The organism is Halomonas sp. V046, from assembly GCF_052645355.1.
Map to the genome: position 1 here is coordinate 1 of NZ_JBQXYF010000003.1, position 13,256 is coordinate 13,256.

Sequence of the window (13,256 nt, forward strand, 5' to 3'; positions counted from 1 at the left end):
TCACCGACGGCGATGGCGACCCGGTCACCGGCAAGCTCAAGGTCAAGGTCGAGGACGGCGGCGATGTGCCCACCACCCCGGAAAGCGACGGCGACCCGACCACCAAGTCGCCCACCGCCACCGTGGATGAAGACGGCCTGCCCGGCGGCATCGCCGGCGGCGACGGCGATGTGCCCGGCGAGGCCACCACCGTGACCGGTTCGCTGGGCTATGACTTCGGCGACGACGGCGCCGCCACTAACGGCGCTTTCCGCTGGAGCACGTCCGGCCTGCCCAACCTGACCTCACAGGGCGATTCGATCCGCTATTTCCTGAGCGACAACGACCACACCCTGACCGCCTTCGACGAAGGCTTCGCCCCGGTGTTCTCCGTTGAGCTGACCAACCAGGCCAGCGGCGCCTACCGGGTGACCTTGTTCCAGCCGCTGGACCACTCAGACCCCACGACCGAAGACGACATCCGCTTCAGCGTCGGCTACACCATCACCGACAGCGACGGCGATAGCGCCGACGGCAAGCTCAACGTGCGGGTCGATGATGACACCCCGGTCGCCGCCTCCGACTTCGCCACCACCGACAGCGATACCCCGGTCACCGTCGACGTGCTCGACAACGACCAGCTCGGCGCCGACGGCGGCAACCTCACCGCGGCCAACGTCCAGGGCGGATCCAACGTCGGTACGGTCACCACCCAGCCCAATGGCACCGTGACCTTCACCCCCCACCCGAACTTCTCGGGCAATGCCGTGATCACCTACACCGTCACCGACGGCGATGGCGACCCGGTCACCGGCAAGCTCAAGGTCAAGGTCGAGGACGGCGGCGATGTGCCCACCACCCCGGAAAGCGACGGCGACCCGACCACCAAGTCGCCCACCGCCACCGTGGACGAAGACGGCCTGCCCGGCGGCATCGCCGGCGGCGACGGCGATGTGCCCGGCGAGGCCACCACCGTGACCGGTTCGCTGGGCTATGACTTCGGCGATGACGGCCCCGCCACCAACGGCGCTTTCCGCTGGAGCGCGTCCGGCTTGCCCAACCTGACCGCCAATGGCAGTCCGATCAGTTACTTCCTGAGCAACAATGACAAGACGCTAATCGGCTTCGACAGCAACTTCGACCAGGTCATCTCCGTCGAGCTGACCAACCAGACCAGCGGCGCCTACCGGGTGACCTTGTCCCAGCCGCTGGACCACTCAGACCCCACGACCGAAGACGACATCCGCTTCAGCGTCGGCTACACGGTCACCGACAGCGATGGTGACAGCGCCGATGGCAAGCTCAACGTGCGGGTCGATGATGACACCCCAGTCGCGGCCTCGGACACGGCGTCTACCGAAAGCGATACCCCGGTCACCGTCGCGGTGCTCGACAATGATCGTCTCGGCGCCGATGGCGGTGACCTCACCGCAGCGACGGTGCAGGGCGGCGATCGCGTTGGCAATGTCCGCATCAACCCCGACAGCAGCCTGACCTTCACGCCGAACCCGAGCTTCACCGGCAACGCCCTGATCGGCTACACCATCACCGACGGCGATGGTGACCCCGTCACTGGCCGCCTGCGGATCAAGGTCGAAGACGATAACGATATTCCGACGACACCGGAGACCGACGGCGACCCGACCACCAACGCCCCTACCGCCACCCTGGACGAGGATGGCCTGCCGAATGGCATTCCCGGTGGCATCGCCGACGTCCCCGGTGAAACGGTGACGGTGACCGGCACTATCGGCTATGACTTCGGCGACGATGGCCCAGCGGCCACCGGCGCCTTCCGCTGGTCCACCGACGGACTACCGAGCCTGACCAGTGACGGAAGAGACATCAACTGGGTCACGGAAAGCGCCAATGGACAGCTGCTGACCGGCTACGACACCCGAGGCAACCCCGTCGTCACCATCGAGTTGACCGATCGGGATAGCGGCAGTTACCGAGTCACCCTGGATGCGCCCCTGGATCATCCGATCGCCGGCATTGAAGACGATATCGCCTTCGCCGTCGGCTATACGGTCACCGACAGCGATGGCGATAGCGCCGACGGCAACCTCAACATCGTCATCGATGACGATACCCCGACCGCCCGGGACGATAGCGCCACGACGGCGCCCGACGACACGGTCATCATCGATGTCCTGGCCAACGACAGTCTCGGTGCCGATGGGGGCCGTCTCACCGGGGCCACGGTCCAGGGTGGAAGCGCCGTTGGCACAGTCAGGGTCACCGGCGACGAGAATCTGGCCTTCACCCCCAACGACGGCTTTTCAGGAAACGCCACCATCGACTACTTCGGCGTCGACACCGATGGCGATCCCCTCCAGGCCAGGGTCAGGGTCACAGTGGCGCCCGATGAACTCTACGTCGGAGAAAACACCGACGATACCAAGGAAACCGGTGCCGGCCGAGACGTGCTGATCGGCGATATCGGGGGACGCGAAACAATGCTGACCCCCGGAGAGAACTACAACATCTCGATCATCATGGATGAGTCATCAAGCATGAGAGTGGCCTCTGGAACGGACAGCCTCAATCGATTCCAGCTCCAGGTGGCGAGTCTGAACAACTATCTGGAGACCCTCGCCGACCACGATGGCGTCGTCAACGTCCAGATCACCCGCTTCAGTAAAGGCGTCAATGGCGTGTCGTCGGTGATGGACTTGACCGAATCGAACGTCGCCGGGCTACAAAGCTTCGTGAGCCGGTCGATGGCGGGCAGTGGCACGAACTATGAAGCCGCATTGAACAGCGCGCTGTTGTGGCAGCAGTCGATGGCCACCGCCAACGACTACGAGGGACTCACGATGTTTCTCAGCGATGGCCTACCGACGACGCATACCACCCCGTCGGGACAGAACCTCGTCGGCACACCCGGCAATATCACAGCGCTCTCCGAGGCTTATGGCAAGTATCAAGCGCTCGTGCAGTACTCGGATGTGCATACGTTTGGCATCGGCCGGCAGTTACCCAACCCGAAACTGCCACAAGATCTGCTGCGCAAGGATTACCTGGACATCTTCGATAACACCGATGTGGTTGCTGCCAGTCGCACCGTCTTCCTGGAAGATGGCCGTGTCTGGGTCTCTCCCGCGGGGGACGCAATGCTCGTCAACCAAGTCGAAGATCTCGACATCGCCCTGTCCACCGGTGGCCCCGCGCAGGCCGGGCCAAAGATGCTCGGCGACGATACACTCGACGGCGGGGCCGGCGATGACATCATCTTCGGCGACACGGTCAACTCCGACGACCTGACCTGGACCAACGGCGATAGCGACGAAACGTTCTCCGCTGGCGCTCACGACGGGCTGGACTACCAAGGGTTGTTCGAATTCCTCAAGTGGTCACCAGGCTACGGTGATGGGCAGGAACCGAGCGATGACCAGATCATCGACTATGTCCGCGCGAACTATGCGTCGCTGATGGAACCCAACCGCGAAGATGGCGGCGATGACACCTTAAGGGGAGGACAGGGCGACGACATCATCATCGCGGGCGGTGGGCTGGACCTGATCGATGGCGGCGCCGGCGACGACCTGATGTGGGGCAATCTCGGCAGCGACACCTTCACCTGGTCGTCAGGCGACGCCGGAAGTACGGATCAACCCGCCAACGACGTGATTCGGGACTTTACCCTGGGCCGGGTCAGTGCCGACGCCAACGCCGACACGCTCGACCTGTCGGACCTGCTCGATGGCGCCACCGAAAACGGGGTATCCAACTACCTGGCCGCCAGCCAGGAGGGCGGCGACGTGGTGCTCGCGGTCAACTCAGGCGGCAATATCAGCGCCGATGGCAGCAATGCCGACCAGACCATCACCCTGACGGGAGTGAATCTTGGCGGCAGCGGCGAGGACTTCATCAACAACCTGATCAACAACGGTCAACTCGACGTGGCGTAACCTGACGCCAACCAGCCCGGTTTAGCCGCCAGGTTTGGCAGTAACGCTCTCAGCGGCGCCGAGGCCTTCACTCGGCGCCGCTTGACCATGGAAAACCGGCGGTGCCGTCGAGACTGTCGCCATCCGATGGCGACGGCCGACTACGCCAAGGTTGGGCACGCCTACCCGGCACCGTTGGCAAGCCTCGCGTCGCCCGGCGCGCATCACCCGACGCAATCTTCCGATGGGTAGCGCCCCCGGGCTTTCTTCATTTCCCCAATACGACGACGGCCCGCCATGCAGTGCATGGCGGGCCGTCGTGTCGTTTTCAAGCATGGCCCTGGCGGCGCTCAGGTGCTCGAAAGGCGAATGCCACCGCGGCATCGACTGCCGCCGTTTTCCGGCAGTGGTCGTTTGCGTCAGGCCTGGAACTCCAGCATCCGTGTCAGCGGCTTCAACGCCAGCCGGCGCAGCTCGTCACCCACATGGACTTCGCCGGTGCCTTCGCGCAGTGCGCCTGCCAGATTATCCAGCGCATTCATGGCCATCCACGGGCAATGGGCGCAGCTCTTGCAGGTCGCGCCGTTACCGGCGGTCGGCGCCTCGAACAGGGCCTTGCCGGGCACCGCCTGCTGCATCTTGAAGAAGATACCGCGGTCGGTGGCGACGATGAGCTCCTGATTGGGGAGCTCCTTGGCCGCCTTGATCAGCTGTGAGGTCGACCCCGCCACGTCGGCGAGGCCGACCACGGAGGCCGGCGACTCCGGGTGCACCAGCACGGCGGCGTTCGGGTACAGGGACTTCAAGTCCTCCACGCCCTTGGCCTTGAACTCCTCGTGCACGATGCAGGCGCCATCCCACATCAGCATGTCGGCGCCGGTCTTCTTCTGGATGTAGCCGCCGAGGTGCTTGTCCGGGGCCCACAGGATCTTCTCTCCCTTGGCCTGGAGGTGTTCGATCACCTCGACGGCGATGGACGACGTCACGACCCAGTCGGCGCGCGCCTTCACCGCCGCAGAGGTGTTGGCATACACCACCACGGTGCGATCCGGGTGGGCATCGCAGAACGCCGAGAACTCATCGGGCGGACAGCCCACGTCCAGCGAACAGGTCGCCTCCAATGTCGGCATCAGCACACGCTTTTCGGGCGACAGAATCTTGGCCGTCTCGCCCATGAAGCGCACCCCGGCGACCACCAGCGTCGACGCTTCGTGACGGGCACCGAAGCGCGCCATCTCGAGCGAATCGGCGACGCAGCCACCGGTATCTTCGGCCAATTGCTGAATAGCGTCGTCGGTATAATAGTGCGCCACCAGAACGGCATTATGCTGGACCAACAAGCGTTTGATCTCGTCGACGCGAGCCGCATCCTCGGCGGGAATCCGGGTGGGACAGTACGGGCGGGCGAGGTGCTCTCTGAGCGCCTCGCGAGAAGTCATGATCGTCATCGTGTCTACCACTGTGACCGGCAGGGGATCCCCCTGCGATGGGGCCAATGCCAGCCTCGACGCTCCGTCGAGCCTGACACGCCAGCGAAGCATCTAACCGCGTCGCCCGTTCAACAACGACAGCCCGCCATCACACTCACAGGCAACCTTCCGGGGCAGCGCGCCAGCGCCTCTTGGTCGACCGCTGCGTCGTCCGCGCTGGCCAACCATGGCCTCCAGTTTAGCCCAACCGCGCGCCACGCGCCGAGAGCCCTACCAGAGACCGATAACCCGATGATGACGCCAGTCAGATGCGCTTTCAAGGGGCCACCGCGGAGATCGAAGCAAACCTTGATCTCAACGCGTCAGGCGACGCCAGCGAAAGGCGCCCGGATCCACCGCCGAGCCGAGCAAAAGCAACACCGGCCGACCACGACCGGCACAGGCCCCAAGCTCGCCGAACCCCGTATGCTGATCGTAGGCACCCCGACGGCGTCAGAACGCCCTGCGCGGCCCCGGGCGCGATAAAAAGCAGCCCCGGGCGCGTTAAACAGACCGCGCGTCCCCGGCGCAAAAAAAGGCAGCCTTGGGCGCGATAAAAACCAACGCGATAACCCACGTCACACAGCAAAACGGCCCCGCTTCGAAGAAGCGAGGCCGTAAATCTGGTGGGTCGTGTAGGATTCGAACCTACGACCAATTGGTTAAAAGCCAACTGCTCTACCAACTGAGCTAACGACCCAATCATGGACCACCAACGTTGCCGCGGTGTCGCATGCACAGGTTCGGATGGTGGGTCGTGTAGGATTCGAACCTACGACCAATTGGTTAAAAGCCAACTGCTCTACCAACTGAGCTAACGACCCTTCCGAACGGGGGCAGATATTACGTAGAACGCCCCTTTGACGCAAGTGATTTTTGAAAAAATGCTTATCACCAGCATCGGTTAGCGCCGTCGCTCTCGCCTCCGATGAGGCGAGAGCCGCGCCTTGGCGCCTACCACGCCCTGACGCCGACAGGGGCCACCGCTGGGCGCCTGCGACGCCCAGCGACACGCCCCGGACAAGGCGCCGGTGCCGAGGCAGGCCACCTCAGCGCTAGCGGGGCTTAGCGCTGGCGAGGCTTAGCGCGCTTCATGGTCTGAACCGGACGCCGCTTGTGCTTGTCGCGGCTCCAGCGATTCTTCTCATCCGGCGTCAGTTCCGGCACCTTGCGAGACTCGAGCCCCGCCAGGGTGGCCAGGTCATCGACCTCGACCTGGGACAACTCGACCCACTCGCCGGCCTTGGCCCGCTTGTCGAGGAAGATATTGCCGTAGCGCACTCGCTTGAGGCGGCTGACGGTCAGGCTCTGGGACTCCCACAGGCGCCGAACCTCACGGTTGCGCCCTTCCAGGATCACCACGTGGAACCAGGTATTGATCCCTTCGCCGCCGAACTCCTGCACATCGGAGAACTTCGCCGGGCCGTCCTCGAGCATGACGCCTTCGACCATGGCCACGACGTGCTCGCGCTTGACCTCGCCCATCACCCGCACCGCGTACTCACGCTCGACCTCGGTGGACGGATGCATCAACCGATTGGCCAACTCGCCATCGGTGGTGAACAGCAAGAGCCCGCTGGTGTTGATATCCAGGCGGCCGATGGCGATCCAGCGCTCCCCCTTGAGCCGCGGCAGGCGATCGAACACGGTCCGTCGACCTTCCGGGTCCTTGCGGGTGCACAGCTCACCCTCGGGCTTGTTGTACATGATGACGCGGCGGGGCACGTCATCGGCCGCTCGCAGGGTGACCGGGCGATCATCGAAGGTGACCTTGTCACGGGTTTCGATACGGTCACCCAGGGTAGCCACGCTCCCATTGACCTTGACGCGTCCTGCGCCGATGGCGGCCTCCATCTCGCGACGGGAGCCTAGCCCGGCACGCGCCAGAACCTTCTGCAGTTTTTCGGTGGGGGTACTCATTGATCGTCATTCTCACCTTGAGTGGGTTCCGTCCCCGAAGCAGCGTCATCGTCGACGCGGCCACGGGCACGATCGGACAGCCTGGCTTCCAGATCGGCGAAGCTCAGGGAGGTCCGTGCGGACGCCGTCCCGGCGTGTTCAGCGTCGGCCGTCCCGGCCGTCGCACCCGCTTCCTCGAGGGAAGTCGGGTCATCTTCATTGCTCGATTCACGGTGCCTGTCTTGCCCTTGCGAGCCATCGGGCGCTCCTGGGCGCTGATGCGAGTCAATTTCAGCCTCGTTTCCGCCGGCGGCGGCGTCATCCTCGCGTTCGACCTTGACACTCCCGCCCTCGGCTCCTGCCCCGCTCGGGTCTTCCTGGCTAGGCTCGCCGCCAGGTGCATCGTCGTCGAGCGGCGCATCGGCCTGGGCCAGCTGAGGTGGTGGCGGCGGCGGCGCATCGTCTTCCAGTTCGAGGGCGTCGAACTGCTTGAGTTCATGCATCGGTGGCAATTCATCCAGGGTCTTTAGCCCGAAATCATCCAGAAAACTACGCGTCGTGGCATACACCGCCGGGCGCCCCGGCACGTCCCGATGGCCCACGACCCTCACCCAGCCGCGATCGAGCAGCGTGCGCATGATCGAGCCACTGACGGTGACGCCACGCACTTCTTCGATATCACCCCGAGTCACCGGCTGGCGATAGGCGATCAGCGCCAGGGTCTCGAGCAGCGCGCGAGAATAGCGTTGGGGGCGCTCGTCCCACAGCCGCGATACCCAACTGGCGAGCCGCGGGCGGATGCGCAACTGATAGCCTGATGCCGTCTCGAGCAACTCCATGGCGCCACGCGAGTGGCGCTCGGTCAGTCGCTCCACGGCGTCGCGCAGGGCCCGGCGCGGCGGACGCTCATGATCATCGAACAGCACTTCCAGGCGATCGAGCCCAATCGGCTCGCCCGCCGCCAGCAGGGCCGCTTCGATGATGTCATCCAGCGCATCCGGCGTTTCCATCGCGGTCATGCGGGCTCGTCTCCGTCATGCTTGCGCCGCGCCCGGGCTCGGTCGTCGACGTCGTCTTCGAAGGCCGCCTCCGAGGCGGTGCCATCCTGCTGAAACCCATCGTCGTGAAACTCATGATCCTCTGCGTCATGACCATCACCACCATCGCCCTGGGGACCTGGCTCGTGACAACCATGGCCGTGAAAAGCCTCGTCCTGAGCGCCGTCGCCCCGCCCCTGATCCTGCCCAGCGGTGTCGTCGCCACGCCGCGCCTCGACGGCGCCGGCCTGCTCGTCGCGGTCCAGGTCCGCGAAGGGGCTCTCGCCGACCTCCTCGAAGGCATCGGCCAGCGCCTTGTCGCCGAACCCTTCGCCCTCGAAGGCGTCCTCTTCGCTATCGTCGGCTAGCCTCGCTCTGACATGGATAGGCGACAGCGGGGCATTCTGCACGATCTCGATCATCGCTTCCTTGGCCAGCTCCAGGATCGCCATGAAGGTGACCACCACACCGGAACGGCCTTCTTCCAGGGTAAAGAGCGCCTCGAAGGGGGTGTAGCGCTCATGGTGCAATTTTTCCATGATCAGCAACATTCGCTCCCGGGTCGACAGTCCTTCACGAGATATCTGATGCGCCTGGTTGAGCTCGACGCGGCGCAAGACCCCCGCCAAGGCGCCCAGCAGCTCATCGAGCTCCACGTCGGGATGGATCACTCGGGACTCCAGCGGCGGCAGACCCGCCCGGGCCGGGAACCAGTCGCGGCCAATGCGAGGCAGCGCCGCCAGAGCTTCGGCGGCCTGCTTGAGTCGCTCGTACTCCTGCAGGCGACGGATCAGCTCGGCCCGTGGGTCTTCCTCTTCGCCATCGTCGTCACCCTTGGGCGGCCGCGGCAGCAAGGTACGCGACTTGATCTCCGCCAGCATGGCGGCCATCAGCAGGTACTCGCCGGCCAGTTCGATCTCCATGGCCTCCATCAGCTCGACGTACTCGATGTACTGACGGGTGATCGCCGCCACGTCGATGGACAGAATATCGAGGTTCTGGCGACGAATCAGATACAGCAACAGATCGAGCGGGCCTTCGAAGGCCTCGAGAAAGATCCTGAGCGCTTCCGGCGGAATATACAGGTCTTCCGGGAGTTCGGTGATCGGCTCGTCGAACAGCCGCCCGAGTATCGCCGCCTGCTCGACCTCGACGCCGCCTGCGCTGTCGGCAGCATGGCCATCGGCAGTGGTGTCGGCGCCATGGGCCGCGGGCGCGCTATCACTAGCTGAAGGCGCTTTATCACTAGCCGAAGCTAACGGCGCTCTATCACTAGCGGAAGGCTCTCCATCGCTAGCTGAGGGCTCTTTATCACTAGCTGAGGCCTCTCCATCGCTAGCTGACGGCGCTCTATCACTAGCTGAAGGCTCTCCATCGCTAGCTGAGGGCTCTTTATCACTAGCTGAAGGCTCTCCATCGCTAGCTGAAGGCTCTTTATCACTAGCTGAAGGCTCTTCACCAATGGCCAAGGCCTCGTCGCTTTCGCTGTGGGGGGCGCTCGCGCCCCGAGGGGCGTCGTCTGTCGTCGGCGAATCGCTCACGCGGGCCTAGTCTCCCGGAAGGTGCCGGCGGCACGGATGGCATCAATCGGCCAGTTTACCAACCTGGGCTCGCCGTGGCTAAACCGACGAGGTCGATCACGCCTGGACGCCACGCCGCACGGGGCGCTCAGACAATGCCCAGCCCAGCCAAGCCCACCAGCCCAGCCACCGATATCCCTGGGCCGTCGCCCGTTAATCGGCGCCATCGGCACGCCGGTAACGGCCGACATAGTCGAAGAGCTTTTCGCGCACCTGAAAATGCCGGCCGACCTTGCGCCCGACCACGAAGTCGGGCGCGCGCAAGCGCTCGCGCCCGGCACTCACTTCCTCGGGGGTGGCGGGGTCCCAGGTAACCCCCGGCGCTCTCAGGTGATGGCGCAGAAAGACCGCGGCGAAGGCCCGCCGCTGGGCCGGTGTTTGAAGCGCGAACCATTCATTGAGCGTCGCGCCATCCTCATCATGATAGGTCACCTTGAGGCGCGACTGACCACGCCCGTTGAGGCTCGGCTCGAGCTGCATGCCACTCACCCTGAGCACCCTGGCATCCTTGAGTCTGAGCGCATCGCGCAGCTTGTCATCGGCATCCACCAGCAATACCCGACAGCCATGGCAGCGTCGCGCGGCGATATCGTTCTCGGCCCCGCACTCGCCACAGGTCTTGAAGCGAAAGCGAAAGTCGCACTGACGCGACCCGGGTTCGGGAGCCGAAAGGCCGATGCCGGCATCGTTCACCAGGCCCTGGCAGCGACGCCCGAAGTGCTCGAGCAGCACCTCGCCGTCGTACTTGCCCCAGAACAGGTTGGCGTGGCCACAGGCGGGGCACTCGACCTGCACCGGCTGGCTGTCGCTGTCTGGGCGTGGGCTGCCGACCTCGGGCGCATACAGGTCCCAGGGGTTGCCGGCGTAGTCGAGGACAAGACAGTCGGTCTTGCCCGGCGACAGGCGCAGGCCGCGACCGACGATCTGCTGGTAGAGCCCGACGGATTCGGTGGGCCGCAAGATCGCGATCAGGTCGACATGGGGGGCATCGAAGCCGGTGGTCAGCACCGACACATTGACCAGAAACTTGAGCCGGCGCGCCTTGAACGCCTCGATCAGGCGCCTGCGCTCATCGCCATCGGTATCGCCGGTCACCAGCGCCGCTGCCCCCGGCGGTAAATAAGTCAGGATTTCCTCGGCGTGGGCGACGCTGGCGGCGAAGATCATCGCTCCCTGACGCTTGGCACAATGGGCGACGACGTCGGCGATGATGCCCGGTGTCGCCCGGCTTGCCGCCACCACCCGGTTCATCTCGTCCTCGCGAAAGGCCCCGCCAGTGCCTGGCACCAGCGCCGAGAAGTCGTAGCGTGCCACGGCCGCATCGACCTTGACCGGCTCGGCCAGAAAGCCCTGGCGCACCATCAACCGCAGCGGCTGTTCGAACACGCAGTCGCGAAAGAAGCAGTCCTCGTCGCCGCGCACCATGCCGTGGTGATGACGGTGATAGATGAATCCCTGGCCCAGGCGATAAGGCGTGGCGGTCAGCCCCAACACCTTGAGCCGCGGATTGACGCGACGCAGGTGGTCGATGACACGGCGGTAGCTCGCGTCCTTTTCCAGCGAGACCCGATGACACTCATCGATGACCAGCAAGGTAAAGGGGCCATGCGCCGAGGTCTCATCATCGAAGGCATCGAGGTGACGCACCACCGACTGCACCGAACCGAAGACCACCTGGCGCGCACTCTCCTTACGCCCGAGACCGGCACTGAAAATATCGGCCTCGAGCCCGTAGGCCAGGTACTTGGCATGGTTCTGTTCGACCAGTTCCCGCACGTGGGCCAACGCCAGCACCCGCCCCCGGGCCAGGCGCGCCAGTTCGGCGATCACCAGCGACTTGCCGCTACCGGTAGGCAGCACCACCACCGCCGGCTCATCGCCGACACGAAAGTGCGCCACGACCCGATCGATCGCCTGGCGCTGATAGGGCCGCAGCACAGGGTGGCGATGCGGCGCTTCTGGCGTGCCGGTCTCTCCAGGCAAACTCTTCTGTTCTACCGCCATTTTTGTCGACTATCTCGCCTTATTTTAACCATATCGAGCAACTTTTGATCTAGAACACGAGGGCGACGACCCGGCGCCGGTAGCATACCGGATCCGGCACGGATCGACGCACTCTACGCTGGGCGGCTAGCGCATGAAAGCTCACCGTACCGTCGGCAGGCGCTTCTCGCTTTCCTCGCGCTTCTGCCGTTTTTACCGTTTCTGCGCTTTATCGTGCTTGACCGCCTCGGCGGCGTCGCATCTCTGCCCCTCGATCGCCACAGGACTTCGCCATGTCGCTACGTCGCTTTTCTCCGTTTCTTCCGCTGCTGCTGGCGGCATCCACCGCGCTGCTGTCCGGCTGCAGCGATCCCGAGCCCCCGTTGACCAAGCAGTTGGTGCGCCCGGTCAAGCTGCTCACCCTGAGCGACTCACGCACGGCCACGCTGGCCCGCTATCCGGGCGTGGTCGAGGCATCGGAGCGCTCCAACCTGGCCTTCCGTGTCGGTGGCGAACTGGCGACCCTGGATGTTCAGGCCGGCCAAAAGGTCGAGGCGGGCCAGCGCATTGCAAGCATCGATCAAAGCGACGCTCGTAATGCGCTGGCCAATGCCCAGTCGAGCTATGACCTGGCCCTGGCCACCTACCGTCGCATGCAGGCCTCGGTGGAGAAAGGCGCCATCTCGCGGGCCGCCTTCGATGAATCCCGCGCCGCCTTCCTCTCCGCCCAGGCCCAGTTCGAACAGGCCAAGGACCAGCTTGGCTATACCGAACTCACGGCGCCCTTCGACGGCATCATCGCCAGCGTCCCGGTGGACAACTTCCAGGTCGTGACGGCTCAAGAGACCATTGCCGTGCTGCAACAGCCTGGCAACATCGACGTCACCTTCGATCTCCCCGAACAGCAGGTCCGCCGCCTCGATCAGGCGCGGACTCAGGAGAGCCTCGACACCCAGGCCACCGTGGCCTGGGTCAGCTTCGGCAGCACCGACCAACGCTACCCGGCCAATTACAAGGAGCACGACAGCCAGGCGCGTAGTGGCTCGCTGAGCTACACCGTGACCCTGACGCTGGCCACGCCCGACGACGTCAACGTCCTCGCCGGCATGAGCGCGGTGGTCGAGCTGGATCTCGAGCGCCTGACCACGACCAGCGATGACCTGTGGCGCCTGCCGTTAGGCACCGTGGTGGCACTGGAAAGCGCACCGGAATCGTCGGTGGTGTGGCGCTTCGTCGCCGACGAAGGTGCCCTAGGCCACGTCGAGTCGGTACCGGTAGAGATCCGCACCACCTCCGATGAAGGCGTGTTCGTGGCCGCGGACCTGGCGCCGGGGGACCGTCTTGTCAGCGCCGGCGCCAGCCTCATGATCGAAGGTCAGTCGGTCACTCCTTGGCAGCAGGAAGAGGGGCTCTAGA

Annotated in this window: 6 protein-coding genes, 2 tRNA genes and 1 pseudogene; 2 read left to right on the forward strand and 7 right to left on the reverse strand. The window is 64.7% G+C overall.

The features are described 5' to 3' along the window. Positions 1-3,893, forward strand: a 3,893-nt coding sequence (locus tag ACUN9Y_RS04475) for an Ig-like domain-containing protein (protein WP_445459489.1), incomplete at its 5' end; no start/stop codon positions are given. Positions 3,894-4,291: 398 nt separating this feature from the next. On the opposite strand, the gene nadA is transcribed toward ACUN9Y_RS04475, so the two are convergent. The 7 genes and pseudogenes from nadA to ACUN9Y_RS04510 form a co-directional block, all read right to left on the reverse strand. Continuing rightward, entirely contained in the window at positions 4,292-5,320 is a 1,029-nt protein-coding gene (gene nadA, locus ACUN9Y_RS04480) for a quinolinate synthase NadA (RefSeq protein WP_445459490.1), read from the reverse strand. A 645-nt stretch (positions 5,321-5,965) separates the two neighbouring features. Then, positions 5,966-6,041, reverse strand: a tRNA-Lys gene (locus ACUN9Y_RS04485). Positions 6,042-6,089: 48 nt separating this feature from the next. Next, positions 6,090-6,165: transfer RNA gene (locus ACUN9Y_RS04490), tRNA-Lys, on the reverse strand. A 241-nt stretch (positions 6,166-6,406) separates the two neighbouring features. Further along, positions 6,407-7,261, reverse strand: coding sequence for a 23S rRNA pseudouridine(2605) synthase RluB (gene rluB, locus ACUN9Y_RS04495; RefSeq protein WP_445459491.1), 855 nt, complete (start codon positions 7,259-7,261; stop codon positions 6,407-6,409). Beyond that, positions 7,258-8,259, reverse strand: coding sequence for an SMC-Scp complex subunit ScpB (scpB, locus tag ACUN9Y_RS04500; protein WP_445459492.1), 1,002 nt, complete (start codon positions 8,257-8,259; stop codon positions 7,258-7,260). Before scpB ends, rluB begins: the two co-directional genes overlap by 4 nt. 293 nt (positions 8,260-8,552) lie before the next feature. Then, positions 8,553-9,410, reverse strand: a pseudogene (locus ACUN9Y_RS04505) (segregation and condensation protein A); the annotation flags it as partial. Between the two features lie 600 nt (positions 9,411-10,010). Further along, entirely contained in the window at positions 10,011-11,861 is a 1,851-nt protein-coding gene (locus ACUN9Y_RS04510; RefSeq protein ID WP_445459493.1) for a DEAD/DEAH box helicase, read from the reverse strand. A 272-nt stretch (positions 11,862-12,133) separates the two neighbouring features. Between ACUN9Y_RS04510 and ACUN9Y_RS04515 the strand changes: the two genes are divergently transcribed. Continuing rightward, positions 12,134-13,255, forward strand: a complete 1,122-nt coding sequence (locus ACUN9Y_RS04515) for an efflux RND transporter periplasmic adaptor subunit (RefSeq protein ID WP_445459494.1) — start codon at positions 12,134-12,136, stop codon at positions 13,253-13,255. The last annotated feature ends 1 nt before the right edge of the window (position 13,256 follow it).